This window comes from Streptomyces sp. NPDC088747 (assembly GCF_044751025.1).
Taxonomy (GTDB): domain Bacteria; phylum Actinomycetota; class Actinomycetes; order Streptomycetales; family Streptomycetaceae; genus Streptomyces.
The window spans coordinates 101,694-118,639 of sequence record NZ_JBIVKZ010000016.1 but is presented as its reverse complement, the minus strand read 5'-3'; the positions used below and the strand labels follow the sequence as shown (position 1 = coordinate 118,639).

The 16,946-nt window shown below is 71.4% G+C and carries 12 protein-coding genes and 2 pseudogenes; 9 read left to right on the top strand and 5 right to left on the bottom strand.

The genetic code is table 11. The features are described from left to right. Positions 1–90 precede the first annotated feature (90 nt). The 3 genes from ACIP79_RS31660 to ACIP79_RS31650 all read left to right on the top strand — a co-directional run bounded on the left by ACIP79_RS31660 (position 91) and on the right by ACIP79_RS31650 (position 2,233). Positions 91–594, top strand: coding sequence for a hypothetical protein (locus ACIP79_RS31660; RefSeq protein WP_401228660.1), 504 nt, complete (start codon positions 91–93; stop codon positions 592–594). Between the two features lie 225 nt (positions 595–819). Beyond that, entirely contained in the window at positions 820–1,011 is a 192-nt protein-coding gene (locus ACIP79_RS31655; protein ID WP_401228658.1) for a hypothetical protein, read from the top strand. 145 nt (positions 1,012–1,156) lie between these two features. After that, positions 1,157–2,233, top strand: a complete 1,077-nt coding sequence (locus tag ACIP79_RS31650; protein ID WP_401228656.1) for a PhlD — start codon at positions 1,157–1,159, stop codon at positions 2,231–2,233. Between the two features lie 94 nt (positions 2,234–2,327). Here the strand turns inward: ACIP79_RS31650 and ACIP79_RS31645 are convergent, their stop codons facing one another. Then, a complete protein-coding gene (locus ACIP79_RS31645) occupies positions 2,328–3,278 on the bottom strand; it encodes an amidohydrolase family protein (RefSeq protein ID WP_401228654.1) in 951 nt (316 codons plus the stop codon). A gap of 78 nt (positions 3,279–3,356) precedes the next feature. Between ACIP79_RS31645 and ACIP79_RS31640 the strand changes: the two genes are divergently transcribed. The 5 genes from ACIP79_RS31640 (at position 3,357) to ACIP79_RS31620 (ending at position 11,082) form a co-directional block, all read left to right on the top strand. Next, a complete protein-coding gene (locus ACIP79_RS31640; RefSeq protein ID WP_401228652.1) occupies positions 3,357–4,193 on the top strand; it encodes an IclR family transcriptional regulator in 837 nt (278 codons plus the stop codon). Positions 4,194–4,346: 153 nt separating this feature from the next. After that, the gene (lanKC, locus tag ACIP79_RS31635) at positions 4,347–7,088 is read left to right on the top strand and encodes a class III lanthionine synthetase LanKC (protein WP_401228650.1); all 2,742 of its coding nucleotides are present in this window, start codon (positions 4,347–4,349) and stop codon (positions 7,086–7,088) included. 77 nt (positions 7,089–7,165) lie between these two features. Continuing rightward, positions 7,166–7,282: a SapB/AmfS family lanthipeptide gene (locus tag ACIP79_RS31630; RefSeq protein WP_383689951.1), complete on the top strand. Its 117-nt coding sequence runs from the start codon at positions 7,166–7,168 to the stop codon at positions 7,280–7,282. A gap of 87 nt (positions 7,283–7,369) precedes the next feature. Beyond that, complete coding sequence (locus ACIP79_RS31625) at positions 7,370–9,160, top strand: ABC transporter ATP-binding protein (protein WP_401228647.1); 1,791 nt, start codon at positions 7,370–7,372, stop codon at positions 9,158–9,160. Next, a complete protein-coding gene (locus tag ACIP79_RS31620) occupies positions 9,157–11,082 on the top strand; it encodes an ATP-binding cassette domain-containing protein (RefSeq protein ID WP_401228645.1) in 1,926 nt (641 codons plus the stop codon). The genes ACIP79_RS31625 and ACIP79_RS31620 overlap by 4 nt, the downstream gene beginning before the upstream one ends. On the opposite strand, the pseudogene ACIP79_RS31615 reads toward ACIP79_RS31620, so the two are convergent. The 3 genes and pseudogenes from ACIP79_RS31615 to ACIP79_RS31605 all read right to left on the bottom strand — a co-directional run. Then, positions 11,008–11,346: pseudogene (locus tag ACIP79_RS31615) on the bottom strand (LuxR C-terminal-related transcriptional regulator); the annotation flags it as partial. The gene ACIP79_RS31620 and the pseudogene ACIP79_RS31615 overlap by 75 nt on opposite strands. Before the next feature lie 524 nt (positions 11,347–11,870). After that, positions 11,871–12,758, bottom strand: a complete 888-nt coding sequence (locus tag ACIP79_RS31610; protein WP_401228643.1) for a PaaX family transcriptional regulator C-terminal domain-containing protein — start codon at positions 12,756–12,758, stop codon at positions 11,871–11,873. Between the two features lie 49 nt (positions 12,759–12,807). Beyond that, positions 12,808–14,199: an alpha/beta hydrolase family protein gene (locus ACIP79_RS31605; protein WP_401228642.1), complete on the bottom strand. Its 1,392-nt coding sequence runs from the start codon at positions 14,197–14,199 to the stop codon at positions 12,808–12,810. A gap of 392 nt (positions 14,200–14,591) precedes the next feature. Between ACIP79_RS31605 and ACIP79_RS31600 the strand changes: the two genes are divergently transcribed. Continuing rightward, positions 14,592–15,569: an ABC transporter substrate-binding protein gene (locus ACIP79_RS31600; protein WP_387179462.1), complete on the top strand. Its 978-nt coding sequence runs from the start codon at positions 14,592–14,594 to the stop codon at positions 15,567–15,569. Positions 15,570–15,716: 147 nt separating this feature from the next. Here ACIP79_RS31600 and ACIP79_RS31595 read toward each other — a convergent pair. Next, positions 15,717–16,660: pseudogene (locus ACIP79_RS31595) on the bottom strand (helix-turn-helix transcriptional regulator). Between the last annotated feature and the right edge of the window lie 286 nt (positions 16,661–16,946).

Here is a 16,946-nt window from a genome sequence, read left to right as displayed (position 1 = left end):
ATTCGGCCGGTCCGTGGTCGGGGTGATCGTCGCGGGGCAGACGGGGCGCGCGTGATCCGCCTAGCCTCACGGGCCATGCGATCACCACGTATGAGACGCCTGGGTCTCGCCACCCTCCTCGGTTTCCTCCTCGCCGTCTTCGGCCTGACCCCGAGTGCGAGTGCGGCGGACGCCGACCTGACGTTCGCCACCGACTCCGCCACCACGACGCCAGGCGGCACGGTGCAACTCTCGATGACGCTGACCAACAACAAGACCCACGACATCCTGTTCGTCTACCAGACGATCGACCCGACGTGGCTGACCACGCAGCGGCCCGACCTCAAGTACAGCTTCACCGGCTGCAGTCTGACCACGGACACGGGCAGCGTCCCGTGCGCCGGTACAGGACCCGCCAACCTCGGCCCGAACTACGGATCCACCATCCCGCCCGGCCAGAGCCGGACCGTGACGCTGACCCTGCAGGTCGCCGCCGACTCCGGCTGCAACGGCAACATCGGCTTCTACTCCTACTACTATGCCGAGTTCAGCGACACCACGAACAACAGCGGCGGGCCGGTGTACACCCCCGAGACCCGGGTCCTCTGCGCCTGACCTGACCTTCGACGAGCCCACGGACACCCCGCGCCAGGTTCCCCGGCGCGGGGTGTCCGTCTGGGTGACCGGCCGCCTCGGTCCGGCGCCGGCCACCCGGGCCTCCCCAATGACCTGCACCTTTCGATCGGGGTCGAAAGCATTGGTGCGCGGCTGAGGAGAGGTGAGACTGACGGGCGGGCGGTCCTGATCCGGGCGGCCCGTTTCCGACCAGGGGGAACCATCATGCGCGTAACCGCTCGCCTGTCCGCAGGACTACTGGCCGCCGTAGCGTTCACCGTGGGCCTCACGTCCGGCGCCTCCGCGGCCGAGCCCGGCCGTACCGCGGCCGCCAAGCCGTTGCCGTGGGACGTCTCCCAACTTCGCCCGGGTACAGCGGAGTTCACCATCCTCTGTTCGGGCGGCTGCATCCACTGACAGCAGCGGCGGGCGGCGGTGGCCACTTCACCGGCCGGGGCGGCGGTCGCCGCGTGCGTGACAGCACCGCTCTGCCGTTCTGGTCGGTCGGTCGCCGTGTCCGGCTGATGTCGCCATCGACTTGACGGACCCCGGAGTCGCCTTCATGCGTCCTGCCTATGTCAGCTGTCCCAGCATCGCCCTGCCGCCCCACGAGATCACCATGGACGAGATCTGCTCGGACATCGAGCGCGCGAACCCCGGTCTGCCGAAGCTCAAGGTCGGGTTGCGGTTCGCCCGGCGTACGCAGGTCGAGACCCGTAGGTTCACGCGGCCGCTCGCGCACCCCTCGGTCTCCGGCGATGCACCGGCCGCCGAACGGAGCCGCGTGTCATTCGCCGACGCCGCTTCCCTCGGCGTCGGCGCAGCGCGCCAGGCACTCGCCAGGACCGGCCTCGACGCCCGCTCCGTGGACTGCGTCGTCACCTCCCACACCACCTCGTGGACGACGCCGGGCCTCGATGTCCACCTGGTCGAGGAGCTCGGGCTACGGCCGGACGTCCGGCGCGTTCCCATGAGTACCCTCGGCTGCGTCGGCGGCGCACAGGCACTGGCGAAGGCCGCCGAGCACATCGCCGCCCACCCCGAAGCCACCGTTCTGGTCGTCGTCGCGGAGAAGCTCAGCTCCGTCTACAACCACCGTGAGACGACTCACGAGTCGATGATCTACAAGACGCTGTTCGGCGACTCCGCCGGCGCCTGCGTGGTGACCGGCACCCCGCTCGGTCCCGGCCTGCGCGTCGACAGCACCTGGGAGTACGTCCTGCCGCGCACCCGCCACCGGTACTTCGGCAGGCTGGAATCCGGCGGGATGCACTTCGGGTCGGACAGGTCGGCCACCGAATCCGTCAATGACACGATGCCCGCCCTACGCGAACATCTCGTTCAACAGCGTTTGCATGAAGTCGAGTTCGCGATCGTCCACCCCGGAGGCCCGCGCATCATCGAGGACGTCGCGCTCGGGCTCGGCATCGACCGGGCGACCGATCTCGACGACAAGGAGCGGCTCACCCGGCACTCCTGGGCCACCCTGCGTCAGGTGGGCAACCTCGGCGGCGTCAGTGTCCTGAACGTCCTGGCGCGAACGCACGAGGATCCGCCTGCGGACGGTGCGCGCGGCGTGCTGGTGGGCATCGGTCCCGGCGTCACGGTCACCGCGGCCACGGCGACGTGGACCGGGTGACGTGGACAAAGTGACCTGGACCGGGTGACGTGGACCGTGCGCGCCGGGCTCGGCCCGGTGCCCACGCGCCGGGGCTCCCCCGGCGCCCCGATCATCACGAGTCGAACAGCCGGCGCGCGTTGCGGGTGGTGAGGTCTCGCCAGGTGTCGGCGGTGGACGGCTGGGCCGCCGAGTCGATGGCCGCGACCTGCGCGAGCACTCCTTCGGCGGGTGTCCAGCAGTAGTCGCTGCCGTACAGGAGGCGGGTGGTGCCGAACGCGGCGTCGAGCGCCGGGATCTGGCGCGGGAAGGGCGTGCCGGCCATGTCGTACCAGAGGCGGCCGAGCTGCTCCAGGGCGCTGGGTGCGTCTACGGGACCGGAGCCCCGCAAGGCGGCGAAGAGGTCGATGCGGTCGGCGAGCAGCGGTAGTGCTCCCCCACCGTGGGTCAGCACCCAGCGGATCCGTGGATGGCGGGTGAGGACGCCTCCCAGGAGCAGGTCGCTCGCACTGCGCGCGGTGTCGAAGAGGAACTCCAGCATCGGCCGCGGGCGGCCAAGGGCGAGTTCTTCGGCGTGCGGCGGTGACGTGGGGTGGACGAAGACGACGGCGCCGCGGCCGTCGAGTTCCTTCCAGAGCGGTTCCAGCCGGGGGTCACCGAGATAGAGGCCGTGATGGTTGGTCTCCACGGCGACCCCGTCGGCACCGAGGGTGTCGAGGGCGTGGACGGCCTCGGCGAGCGAGCCCTCGACGTCGGGGAGAGGCAGGGCGGCGAAGTGTCCGAACCGTCGCGGATTCTCGTCGCGGACGCGGGCGGCGAACACGTTGACCTCCCGCGCGAGCGCCCGTGCGGCGGCGTCGTCCCCGAAGTGCACACCCGGGGAGGAGATCGACAGATAGGACTTCTCGATCCCCGAGCGTTCCATCAGATCTAGATGCTGTTCGACGCTCCACGGGGGCCAGCCGGGCATCCCGTCGGGGTGTTCGATGCCCGCGGATCGGGCGGCGGCGACATAACTGTCGGTGACGAAGTGGGCGTGGACGTCGATGAGGCCGGTCGGGGTCATACGAGGGCTCCCTGGGCTGGCGAATCCGTGTCAGAACCACCGTAGGAACGTCGCCGTAGAGTGGCATGGGTGATGCCGATGAATGAAACACCTGCCTCCGGCAGCGGGCCGCGGCCCAGGCGTGGAGGGAAGCCCACCGCGGGCCAACCGGTTGTCGATCGGGCGTTCGCCCTGCTCGGCTCGTTCGACGATGAACATCGTGCACAGACCCTCGCCGAACTCGCGCAGCGGAGCGGTACTCCACGCAGCAGCGCCCTGCGGCTCGCCCGGTCCCTCGTCCAGGCGGGTGCGCTGGAGCGTCTCGACGACGGCCGCTACGTCGTGGGACTGCGGTTGCTGGAGACCGCGTCCCTGGCGCCGCGTGGCCACGGGCTGCGAGCGGTGGCCATGCCGTTCATGGAGGACCTCTTCCATGTGACACGACAGCATGTGCTGCTCGCCGTACGCGAACAGCAGGAGGCGCTGCTCGTCGAACGCCTGTCCGCTCTGGACGCCAGCCCCGTGCAGTACCGCGTGGGAGGCCGCCTTCCGCTCGCGTCCACCGGCGCCGGGCTGGTGCTGCTCGCCTTCGCTCCGACGGCTGTGCAGGACCACGCCATCGCCACCTACGAGCCCACGCGGGGCCATGAGGACATCCCCACCCCGGCGGATCTGCGCCGCGTGCTCGCCGAGGTGAGGCGTGGCGATCACGTCTTCGGCAGGCAGGAACGTCCTTGGCGACTGGCCACCGTGGCCGCGCCGGTGCGGGACGGCCACGAGGTGGTGGCGGCGTTGTCGGTCGTGGCGCCCAGTACCGGCTTCGCGGACGCGGGTTTCGGCCCCGCCGTACGGGCGACGGCCCGCGCGATCTCCCGTCGGCTGGAGGAGGACGGCCGGCGAGCGGGCCGCTCCGGCGACGCTCACAACCCTCATTAGGCGGGCGGGAGCCACTCTCTGACGGCGGTCGTCGCTCTCCTCGCTCTCCGACCGGCGACGGCCGTGCATTCTTCACGGTGACCTCGTGACAGGTGTGACTGTCCGTGCCCGGGATGAGGTGGAACTCTCAATCAAGAGCCGGAGGGGGTTTCGATGGACACGCGGTACGAGGTCTACGCACTGGCCGACAGACACTTCTACGAGACGCCCGACCGGCTGGCCGGAGAGGGGCGCGAGGCGGCGCCCGTCTACGAGACGGCCAAGCGCGCGGTACCCGCCGGATGGCGGGCCGCCCGCATCGGCGACTGGCTGGCACTGACGCCCGTCGACACGGAGGGCAGGCCGCGGTCCGGGCCGGCGCAGGGGTGGAAGATCCACGCCTCGGCCACGCGGGAGAACGCGGAACGGATCGCGGAAATCGTGTGGGACTACTGCGTGCCGAGGGCGATCCCGTTCAAGTTCGTCCCCGGACCGCACCTGCTGCACCTGCGGAACGTGAAGTACGCGGCCCGCGACGGAAGCGGCAAGTTCGTCACCCTCTACCCGGCCGACGAACAGCAGCTCCAGACGGTGCTGGAGGAACTCGGCGCGTTGCTCGAAGGCCTCGACGGGCCGTACATCCTCACCGATCTGCGCTGGAACGAGGGACCGCTGTACGTGCGCTACGGCGCTTTCGCACGGTCCTTCGTCGTCGACGACCGCGGCACGCTGGTGCCCGCCGTGACGGACGGTGAGGGCCGACTGGTCCCGGACCGGCGCGCGCCCTCCTTCCAGGTGCCGGAGTGGGTGAAACTGCCGGCGTTCCTGGAACCCCAGCTCGCGGCACGCAACACCACGACGGTCGGCGACCTGCCGTATCGCATCGAGAAGGCGCTGCACTTCTCCAACGGCGGCGGCGTGTACTCGGGCGTCGACACCCGGGACGGACAGCGGGTCGTTCTCAAGGAAGGGCGGCCGCACGCGGGGCTCGCCGCCGACGGGGCGGACGCCGTCACCCGGCTCGCGAGGGAGAAGTACGCCCTGGAGCGGGTGTCCGGGCTCGGAGTGGTGCCCGAGGTGCGTGACTGGTTCACCCTCGGCGACCACCGCTTCCTCGTCATGAGCTTCCTGGAGGGGCGCCCGCTCAACTCCTACTTCGCCGAGCGGCATCCGCTGCTCTCCCCCGATCCCGACCCGGCCGCCGTCGCCGACTACACGGCGTGGGCGCTGCGCATCCACCGCATGGTCGAGGAAGTGGTCGAGGCCGTGCACGAGCGCGGGATCGCCTTCAACGACCTGCACGTCTTCAACATCATGGTCGCCCCCGACGAACAGTCGGTCTCCCTCCTCGACTTCGAGGCGGCGGCTCCGATCGAGGAGGGCGGCCGTCAGGTCGTCGCCCACCCGGGGTTCTTCGCGCCGCCCGACCGGACCGGCGCGGACGTGGACCGGTACGCGCTGGCGTGCCTGCGGCTGGCCCTGTTCATGCCGGTCACCACCTTGTTCGTGGTCGACCGGGCGAAGGCCGCGCATCTCGCCGAGGTGATCCTCGGTCAGTTCCCGGACGTACCGCGGGAGTTTCTGGAGGAGGCGGTCACCGAGATCGTCCGGACCCCGGCGTCCTCCCGGACCAACGCGACGCCGTCCGCTGCCGGTTCACCGTCATCTACGGCCACTTCACCATCAGCTACGGCCGGTTCACCTTCATCCGCGGCCACCTCGCCGTCGTCCACGGCCACTTCACCGGCCGCCGTCACCTCCGCACCGTCCGCCGTGTCCTCCGCGCCGTACGCCACTCTCGCCGAGCCCGGCGACTGGCCGTACAGCCGTGACTCGATGGTCAAGGCGATCCTCGCCTCGGCCACCCCGGAGCGCGACGACCGCCTCTTCCCGGGCGATGTCGCACAGTTCTCCGAGGGCGGCGGGCTCGGGCTCGCGTACGGCGCGGCGGGTGTCCTGTACGCCTTGTCCCAGACCGGCGCGGGCCGGTACGAGGAGGGCGAGCGCTGGCTCCTCGACCACACGGACCCGCTGCCGGCCGGAACACCGCTCGGGCTGTACGACGGGCTCGCGGGCGTCGCCTACGTCCTTGACCGCCTCGGGCACCGGCGACGGGCGCTGGACCTCCTCGACACCGTCCTCCACGAGAAGTGGCAGAAGCTGTCGTCCGACCTCCAGGGCGGTCTCGCCGGACTCGGCCTGGTCCTGGACGAGTTGGGCCGTACGGCCGGAGAACCGGAGCTGGAGGCACGGGCCGCGGAGGTTGCGCGGATCCTCCAGGAACGCCTGGCCGAGCCGCGCCCCGCCACGAAGAAGCGACGTGCCGGGCTCCTACGGGGCGCGAGCGGACCCGCGCTGTTCCTGCTCCGCCGGTACGAGTCGACCGGTGATCCGGCGCTGCTCGCGTCGGCCACCGAGGCGCTGCGCCGGGACCTGGAGTGCTGTGTCAAGCACCCGGGCGGCAGCCTGGAGGTCGACGAGGGCTGGCGCACGCTGCCCTACCTCGGCGACGGCAGCGCCGGAGTCGGCATGGTGCTGGACGACCACCTCGGACACACCAAGGACGAACCGAGCGCCGCACAGGACGAGTTCGAGCAGGCGCGCGCGGGCATCCTCACCGCTTCGACCTCGCGCTTCTACGCCCAGCCAGGGCTGTTCCAGGGCAGGGCCGGCATGATCCTGCATCTCAGCCGCACCGGCGCCGCACCCGAGCGGATCGCCGAGCAGGTCGCGGGACTCGGCTGGTTCGCGATGCCCTATCAAGGCCAACTGGCTTTTCCCGGACAGCAGATGATGCGCCTCTCGATGGACCTGGGCACCGGAACGGCAGGGTGCCTGCTCGCGCTCGGCGCCGCCCTGGACAGCGAGGTCCCCGCACAACTGCCGTTCCTGCCGCCGCCTCGACGGCGGCCCTGATACCCGGCTCCGCCGTCCGGCGGAGTCGTGAACCCACCCCGTCCCCACAGTGGGAACACGACGAAAGGAAAGAAGACATGGCCCTTCTCGACCTGCAGACGATGGAGTCCGACGAGATCACCGGCGGCGGCGGTCCCAGCACACTGAGCCTGCTGTCCTGTGTCAGCGCCGCCAGCATCACCCTCTGTCTCTGACAGCACCGTGCCCACGGCTCCGGACGGTTCCCGCCTCTTCACGAGGCGGGGCCGTCCGGGGTCCGTCTCGTTCCGGGAGGCCGCACGGTGACCGTTTCCCCTGGCCCCGACGCTTCGTCCCGCCCCGACCGCCCGTCCGCCCCGACGGGCGACGCGCTGCTGCGCGCGGCGGCCCGCCACAATGGTGTCCGCTGTGTGTCCCTGGGGCTGATGGCCCTGGCCGCGACGGCGGCGAACCTCCTGCTGCCGGCCGCCCTCGGCCGGGCACTCGACGTCCTGCTGACCGACCCCTCCCGCGCCACGCGCTGGGTGCTGTACTGCACGGCGCTGGTGTGCGTGCTCGCCGTGCTCGACGCCTGCGAGACGGTGTTGGGCGCCACCACGAACGCCCGGGCCACCGCGTGGCTGCGCGAGCGGTTGACCGGTCATGTGCTGGCCGCGGGCCCGCGGGCCGCCCGGCGTTTCGGGCCCGGTGAACTCGTCGCCCGTCTGGTGGGCAACGCCGGCCAGGCGGGAGCCGCTCCTGCCACCTTCGCCGGTGTGCTCGCCGCGCTGGCCGCACCGCTCGGGGCGATCGTGGCACTCTGGCTCATCGACTACCGGCTGGCGCTGGTCTTCCTCGGCGGGATGCCTCTCGTCGCGGCGCTCCTCACCCGTTTCACCCGCAACTCCTCGGAGTGCGTGGCGCGATACCAGGACGCACAGGGCCGGATCGCCGGGTCGCTCACGGAGGCGATCGACGGGGCACGCACCATCGCGGCGGCCGGGACCGCCGACAAGGAGGTGGCGCGCATCCTGCGGCCGCTTCCCGAACTCTCTCGCGAGGGCCACCGGATGTGGCGTGTCCAGGGGCGCGCCGCCGCGCAGGCTGTCGCGGTGGCGCCACTGCTGCAGATCGCGGTGCTGGCCACAGCGGGCCTCCTGCTGACCCGGCACGCGCTGAGCGTCGGTGAGTTGCTCGCCGCCTCCCGGTACGCGGTACTGGCGGCCGGCGTCGGTGTCCTCGTGGGCCGCCTCGGCGGGCTGATCGAGGCACGGGCCTCGGCACACCGCCTCGGCGATCTGCTGGACGTGCCCGTGACGGAACAGGGAGTCCGTCATCTCCCGCCTGGGGAAGGGCACTTGGAACTGCGTGACGTCACGGTGCGCCGCGGCGGTCGGAGCGTGCTGGACGGGGTGGACCTCGTCGTCCCCGGCGGGACGACCCTGGCCGTCGTCGGGCGCTCGGGCACGGGCAAGTCGCTGCTCGCGTCCCTCGCCGGCCGGCTGGCCGACCCGGACGAGGGTGACGTGCTCCTGGACGGGGTACCACTGCGCGAACTGGACCGGCGCGACCTGCGCCGCGAGGTCGGCTACGCCTTCGAGCGTCCCGCCCTGCTCGGCGACAGCGTCGAGGCCACGATCGGCTTCGGCCGCCCCACGCCCTCCGCTCAGCGGATCCGGGCCGCCGCCCGCACGGCCCGCGCCGACGACTTCGTACGACGTCTGCCGGACGGCTACGCGACACCCTGCGCCGACGCTCCACTGTCCGGCGGGGAGATCCAACGCCTGGGCCTGGCAAGGGCGTTCGCTCGCGGCGGGCGGCTGCTGATCCTGGACGACGCGCTGTCGAGCCTGGACACGGTGACCGAACACCACGTCACCGGGGCGCTCTTCGGGGACATGCCGGGGTGCAGCCGCCTGATCGTCGCCCACCGGGCGTCGACGGCGGCGCGGGCGGACGCCGTGGCCTGGCTGGATGGAGGCCGGGTGCGGGCGGTGGGACGGCACGAGGAGCTGTGGACGATGGCCGAGTACCGGCGGGTGTTCGGGGTCGGCGCGGCCCTGGACGCGGACGCCGGGCCCTCGGGCCGGGAGCGTGCCGGAGGCGGCCGATGAGCGGCGAGCGGATGTACCGTCGCGGGTTCCGCTTCCTGCGTGCCAGGTGGCGGGTGGTCGTACGGCTCGCCGCGTGGTCCGTGCTGGAGTCCGGGCAGACCTTCCTCACGGGGTTCGCGCTCGCTCGTGCTCTCGACGCGGGTTTCCTGGCCGGGCGGGCGACGGTGGGACTCGGCTGGCTCGGGGCGGCGGCCGTCGCCGTCATCGCCGGGGCGTACGGCACAGGGCGGGTCTACGCCGCCGTGGCCGCGCTGGTGGAGCCGTTGCGGGACCGGCTGGTGCGGGACGTGGTCGACCGGGGGGTGCGGGACGCGGACAGGGGCGCACTGTCCAGGCTCACCCAGCAGGTGGAGATCGCCCGGGACACCTTCGCGGGGATCGTGATGGTGTCGCGTTCCTTCGTGTTCACCGCCGCGGGCGCCCTGATCGGCCTGTTCTCGCTCGCCCCGCTGCTGCTTCTCGTGGTGGTGCCGCCGCTCGTCGCGGGAGTGGGCCTGTTCGCACTGACCCTGCGTCCGCTGACCCGCCGTCAGGAGGCCTTCCTGGTGGCCGACGAGGAACTCGCCGCTCAACTCGGTTTGGTCTGCCCGGGGTTGCGGGACATCACGGCGGCCGGCGCCGAGGACCAGGTCGCGGCCGGCACGCGGGAGCGGATCGGCGCCGAGCAGCGCGCCGCGCGCTCACTGGCCCGCTGGGGCGTGGTGCGCGTGGTGTCCCTGACGATCGGCGGACAGCTCCCGCTCGTGCTCCTGCTCGCCACCGCGCCCTGGCTCCTCGCGCACGGCGTCACGGCAGGAGCCCTGGTGGGCGCCCTCGCGTACGTCGGCCAGTCCCTGCTGCCCGCACTGCAGAACCTCATCCACGGCCTGGGCACGAGCGGCTCCCGGCTGGCGGTGGTCCTGCGCCGCCTCTCGCCCGCCGACCCCGCCGCCGCGGAAGCGGGCAGGACGGCAACGGACATCGCGGCAGCAGGCAGGTCGGCCCCGGACACCGGGCTGAAGCCGGCACCGGCAGATGTGCCGGAACCGAGCCCCTCGGCGGCTACGACAACGCACTCGGCCCCGCCCGCGGCGGTCACCCTCTCCCACCTCACCTTCGCCTACGGCCCCTTCAGTGAGCCCGTCATCGAGGACCTCGACCTGTCGGTCCCGCACGGCACCCACCTGGCGATCGTGGGCCCCAGCGGCATCGGCAAGTCCACCCTCACCGCGCTGATGGCCGGCCTCCTCGAACCGACCGGCGGTTCCGTGGCCATACACGGAGTGCCCGGCACCCGTCCCACCCAGCGCCGCGTGCTGATCCCGCAGGAGGCGTACGTCTTCACCGGGACGCTCGCCGAGAACCTCGGCCAGCTGCGGCAGGAAACCGTACCGGAGGCCGAACTACTGTCCACGGCAGCGGACTTGGGGATGACCGCCCTGGTCGACAGGCTGGGCGGGCCGACGGGCCAGGTCACGCCGGGAAACCTGTCGGCGGGCGAGCGCCAGCTCATCGCGCTGGCGCGCGCCCACCTCTCGTACGCCCCCCTGGTCCTGCTCGACGAGGCGACCTGTCACCTCGACCCCGAGGCGGAGGCACGCGCGGAGCGCGCCTTCGCCCGGCGTGGCGGCACCCTCGTGGTGGTGGCGCACCGGGTCAGCTCCGCGCTGCGGGCCGACCGGGTGCTGGTCATGGACGGCAGCCGCACCGCGTACGGCGACCACGCCGACCTGCTGGAACGCTGCCCGCTCTACCGAGACCTCGTCGGGGCCTGGTCGGGCCCCTCACACCCAGCCCTCGCCCTGCGAGATCCGGATGGCGTCGACGCGGTTGCGGGCGCCCGTCTTTCGCGTGATGGCCGCCATGTAGTTGCGTACGGTCCCGGTGGACAGGTGGAGACTGCCGGCGATCTCCGCGACGGAGGCGCCGTCAGCGGCAAGTGACAGTACGCTCAACTCCCTTTTCGTCAGCGGCATCCGCGCCGCCTGGAGGAAGCCGAAGCCGAGCGAGTCGTCGACGAAACGCTCACCCGCGGCCACTCTTCGGATCGCGGAGAGGAGTCTCTGCGGCGAGCTCTCCTGGTCCACGAAACCGCGCGCACCGGCGTCGAACGCGCGCCGCAGGAGACCGGGTTTGCGCGCCGTGGCCAGCACCAGTAATCGGGGATCCTTTCCTGTCCGACCGCAGAGTTCTCCCAGCGGTGGCATGCCGTACGAGTCCGCTCGCTCGAGGTCGGCCGCGCAGATGTCCGGCTGTAGTGATCGAACACTCCTGGGCGCGCCGCCCCACGGAGCCTCGAACACGGACAGGTCGGATTCCTGACGAAGCCACTCCGCCAGTACCGACCTCACCAGACACACGTCGTGCACCAGAAGCACCCGGATCACTTACGCCCCTCCCGTACCCCATCGGTCCATTCCGTCTGACTGCTCCGTCGTGCCGCGCTCCCCCGTGACGTTGCTTTCTGGGGGTGCCCATTCACTCGCCCGTCCCACATTTCGCTTTTCCCGGGCGTGAAGAATGAGCCACCGGGGCGCACATCGGCGCTCGGGCAGCGCGCGAGCGCCGTTTCGCACGCCGAGCGCGGGGCGCACGAGGGGTGGCAGGAGGTACTCGGAATCGGTCTCTTCGCCGCGCTTCGCCCCTCCTCGCCGTGCTCGGCCCGGGGTTCCGCCTGGGTACGTCACCGAAATCGGAGACCGACCGAGCCAGGCGCCGAACTACCTTGTGATCAGGGCGCGTTGAGGGGAACGGTGTCGAGCATGGCCGAAGCCATCAGGCGGGCCGGCGCCTCGGTCCCGGCGGCGACACGGTGGAAGGTCTCCTCCGCCTGCCGGGCCGGCCAGTTGGGCGGAAGATGCTGTTCGGGCAGCCGGGGATCGGTACGGATGATCCCGAGCCACTCGCTGACCAGCCGCAGCCGGGTCGCCATCGCGTCGCCGCTGCCCACGTCCGGATGGTTGCTCCAGCACCGGGTGAAGTCGGCGTAGCGGGCGGCGAGAGAGTCCAGATCCCAGGTGTCGCGGACCATGAGGCGGGCGTCGGTCGCCTCGTCGGCGCGGGCGTGGAAGACCTTGACGTACGCGGAGAGGTCCAGCTCGGTGATCACGCCCGTGACGTCGACGGGCCCCGGGGCGATCCACAGGCCGTTGTAGAGGGGGCCGAAACCGGCCCAGGTGAGGCGCGAACGGAGGTCGTGCCGCTGGCGCTGCCAGGACTCGGGGAGGGAGAAGCCGAGCAGCGTCCAGGTGCCGTCCCAGTCGTCGTTCACGGCGCTGGTCTCCCAGATCCGGCGGCGCCCGTCCTCCAGTATCTGGGTGGCGAGCGGGGTCAGGCCGAAGTACATACGCCGCCCCTGCCGTTGGCGCAGCAGGAGGCCCCGGTTGACCATGCGGGTGAGCGTGGAACGGACTGCCTGCTCGCCGACGCCGACGCGGGCGAGGACGTCGATGACGCTGCCCGAGTAGACACAGAGCGGGTTCTCCTCCAGAGCATGGTTTCCGAAGAAGGCCAACAGGAGTGACTGCGGGCGCGCCGCGGAACTCCCGGTGCGCGGTGGGGAGTCGGACGATTCCGGCGGATGCGGGAGGTCCCGCGGGGGTGTGGCGTTCACATTCACGCGAGCAAGAGTACGGTCGCCGCGAGCACTCCGGCCGGACGGAGCACGGTCACCCGCGGGGCCCGTCCCAAGCGGGAGACCGGTCGTACGGGCGCGGATAGCTCGCGGGCGTGTACGCGAGGTAGCGCGCGGCGGAAGCCGGGTCGGCCTCGGTCGCTCGCGCGTTGAGGTCGGCCGGAGCGCTTCGGGACCAGCGACCGGTGTCGACGCGGTCCTCCAGGGTGTGCAGGGCGGCGATCTGCTCGCCGGTGCTGAAGGTGCAGTGGCCGGCGTTGTCGACGTACCGCTGCCGCAGCAGCGACGTGGAACCCCCGGCGCTCGCGGCGCGGGCGTAGGCACTCTCGGCCTGCACCGGGATCAACGCGTCGCCGGTGGTGTGGATGTTGAGCTGCGGCTCGGTGAGCCGGCCCGTGAAGGTGCTGGTGCGGCTCATCCAGTCGACGGCATTCGGGTCGGCGCTGATCCTCGGCGCCCTGCCGAGGGACGCGAGGTCGTTCTTCAGGGACAGCCCGGCCTTGCCGTAGAGCTCGGTGACCTCCTTGAGGTACGGGGAGCGGCCGAGCATGGAGGTGTAGTCGACACCGGTGTTCCAGGACATGTTGCCGCCCGCCCGGGTTTCCGCCTCCTGCCGCCACGCGAAGGCGGGAAGCCTCACGAGTCCGACGAGGGCCTGGTACTGCGCCGCCTGCCGGCTGTCCCAGTCGGTGGGAGCCGGGCGGGGCCGCGAGGGATCGTTCCAGCCGGGAATGTTGTGCAGCGCCGCGGCCAGCGCGATACGGGCCCGGCCGGCGGCCGTCTCCTGCGCCTCGGTGACGGCACCGGCCATGGCGGCGGCCTGCTCGGCGGCGACGGCGGGGCTGCCCAGTCCGGTGAGGCGGATACCGGAGTCGGGCGCGAGGAGGGCCTTCAGGGCGAAGACCGGGTCGAGGGTGCTGTTCCAGTTGGCCACGCCGCCCTGGACCAGTCCGCACATGGAGAGTGAACCCGCGATGCGTGACGCGTGCCGTTCGGCGATCGCGGTGGTGACGAGACCGCCGTAGGAGGTGCCCCAGGCGAGGGTGCGCCGGGCCGGTCCGAAGCGGGACGTGAACGCGTCGAGGGTCGCGAGCTGGTCCGGTACGGCGTCCGTCACCGCCCAGCCGTTGGTGGCGTACGAGGAACCGATCAGCGCGTATCCCTGGTCCAGCAGCAGTCGCCTCGTGGCGTCGTCCGGGGAGTTGCGCGCCGGGTTCGGCGCGCCGGCCGGGATGTAGCCGTGGCTGTACAGCAGGACGGTTCCGTTCCATCTGGCGGGCATGTCCATGAGATAAGCCGCGCCCGACGGCAGGGAGCCCTCGACGTGGGCGGCTTCCGCGGCCTGAGCCGTGGCCTGGGTGAAGGGGGCGGCGAGAAGCAGTACCGCCAGGGCGGTGAGCGTACGGGTGCGGATGCGGTGGCTCACGGGGCGAAGCTCCTCGCGGTGGGGGGGCGGTGCGGGGACCCCGGGGTTCGGGCCGACGAACGGGCGACCGAGCGATTGAATGGCCGATTGGTCAATTGGCGGTGCGACTGTCTGACGGTGCGACCGAGCGACCGGGATGACGTACCGGGTATCGGCGAATTCCTTCGTCCGGGGGGACTGACACGGCGAAAGTAGATGTGTAGATTGCGGGCGTCAAGAATCTGCACAACATCAGGTCCGGTCTCCTCCACGGACTCGCTCCCGCCCCGCAGATCGCATCTCGCACCGGCAGGCGCTCATCGCCGGCGCCGTTCCTGGCCGCATGGATACCGCCGAATCGGACGTCCGGTCCCCCGCACGGCACACATCTCGTTCTCCTCAAGGAGGAGCGCATGCACAGGTGCACACTCGGGCTCGCCCTCGTCACGGTGACCTTCGCCGGCATGACCGCGTGCGGTTCGCCGGACTCCGACAGTGCCTCCAACTCGTCGGCGGAGGACGGAAAGACCACTCGGGTCACCGTCGGGATCATTCCCATCGTCGACGTGGCGCCGCTCTATCTCGGGCAGCGGAAGGGCTTCTTCAGCGGTCGCGGCATCGACCTGGAGATGGTGAGCGCCCAGGGCGGCGCCGCGATCATTCCCGGTGTGGTGAGCGGCCAGTTCCAGTTCGGCTTCAGCAACACCACCTCCCTGATGCTCGCCCAGACCAAGGGCGTGCCCGTGAAGTCTGTGGTCAACGGCGCCGCCTCCAATGGCAAGGTGGGCGCCGACGTCACCGCCGTCCTCGTCAAGAAGGACAGCTCGATCAAGTCGGCCAAGGACCTCGCCGGGCACACCGTGGCCGTCAACACCCTTCAGAACATCGGGGACACGACGGTCCGCGAGTCGGTACGCACGGACGGCGGCGACCCCGCCGAGGTCGAGTTCGTCGAGATCCCGTTCGACCAGATGCCGGCCGCCGTGGACGGCGGGCGGGTGGACGCCGCCTGGATGGGCGAGCCCGCCCAGACCGTCGCCAAGGGCCAGGGCGCCCGGGTGGTGGCCTCACCGTTCGCCGAGACGGACCCGAAGCTCACCGTCGCCACGTACTTCACCTCGACGAAGATCGCACAGCAGAACCCGGCCCTGGTGAAGCAGTTCAAGGAGGCGATGGCCGAGTCGCTGGAGTACGCCTCCAGCCATCCCGACGAGGCACGCCAGATCCTCACCACGTACACCAAGATCAGCGGTGACGTGCTTCCGGAGCTCATCCTGCCGAGCTGGCCCGCCGAGGTCGACACGGCCTCCCTGGAGAAGCTCGCCGAACTCGGGGAGCGGGACGGCATCTTCGGGGGCAAGAAGCCGGACATCGGAGCACTGTTCTCCTGACCGCCACACCGGCGTGCACCGCCCGCAACTCCTATGACACTACGGCGAGTTGCCTGCACTGCCTACCGGGCTGACGGCTGTTCAGATGGTCCTGAGCGGCGCCCTCGCCCGTCTCCGCCGACGGTCCGAGATCCGGCGGCCTCCGGGCTATCGCCTCTGCTCGGAGGCCCTGGCCTCGGCCTGCGTGGCGGTCATGTCGAGCAGGAGCATGGCGTCGTGGTCGGGGGTGCCGGGGTCGGCGGTGTAGACGCCCATGCGGTGGCCGGGGGTGCCTTCGAGTGCCATGCCGTGGAAGGAGAGGGAGACAGTGCCGACCTGTGGGTGCTGGAAGGTCTTGGTGGCGATCTTGCGGCCGGTGACCTCGTAGCGTTCCCACAGCCCGGCGAAGTCCGGGCTCTTCAGGAGCAGTTCGCCGACGAGGGCGGTGAGGTCGGGGGCGTCGGGGGCGGTACCGGCCAGGGCGCGCAGGCGGGCGACGCAGCCGCGGGTCTGGTTGTCCCAGTCGGGGAAGATCTCGCGAGCGGCGGGATGCAGGAAGAGGTAGCGGCCCAGGTTGCGCTGTCTGGCCGGCCAGTCCGCGAGTCCGGCGTAGAGGGCGAGTCCGCCGGGGTTGTGAGCGAGGACGTCCATGCTGCGGCTGACGATGTAGGCGGGGTTGGGCCGTACGGTCTCCAGGAGCAGCTTCAGCTGGGGGCGCACAGTGCGGCTGGGGGCCTGAGAGGGCTGGGGCGCGAAGCGGGCGGCGCGGACCGCGAGGTCACACAGGTGCTGGTGCTCGGCGTCGTCGAGCTGGAGGGCACGCGCGAGGGCGTCGACCACGGCGGGGCTGGGGCGGGTCTCCTTGCCGCGCTCCAGACGGGTGTAGTAGTCGATGCTGACCCCGGCGAGGGTGGCCAGTTCCTCGCGGCACAGGCCGGGGGTACGGCGGATGCCGGGGCCTGGCGTCAGGCCGACGGACCGGGGGCTGGCGTCAGGCCGACGGACCGGGGGCTGGTCTGGGTACGGCGAGCGCGCAGGGAACGCGCCAGCTCCTCGCCGCTGTGCTGCTCGGGTGCCGTGACCCAAGTGTCCCTCTCCCGTCCTCGTGACACGCCCGTACAAAGGGGCCCTGCCACACCCCCGCCGGCCGCTCCCTGGCAAACCTCGGCCTGCCTGCCCCGGACGCGGGACGGCAGGCTGGACCGTGTCGTCCGGTGTCACGGCGTAGAGCGGTCCGTTCACCCATGTGAGCTGCCCCATGTGGAGCTGCCCCCTCTGAGTCGCCGTGCGTTCCCCTGGCGGGGTTCGGAACGCCGGGTGACTCTGGATCCGGAGAGGAACTCCGCGGCGTCGACCGCCGCGGCCTCGACCACCGGGTCCTCGCAGGTCGGAAGGAGA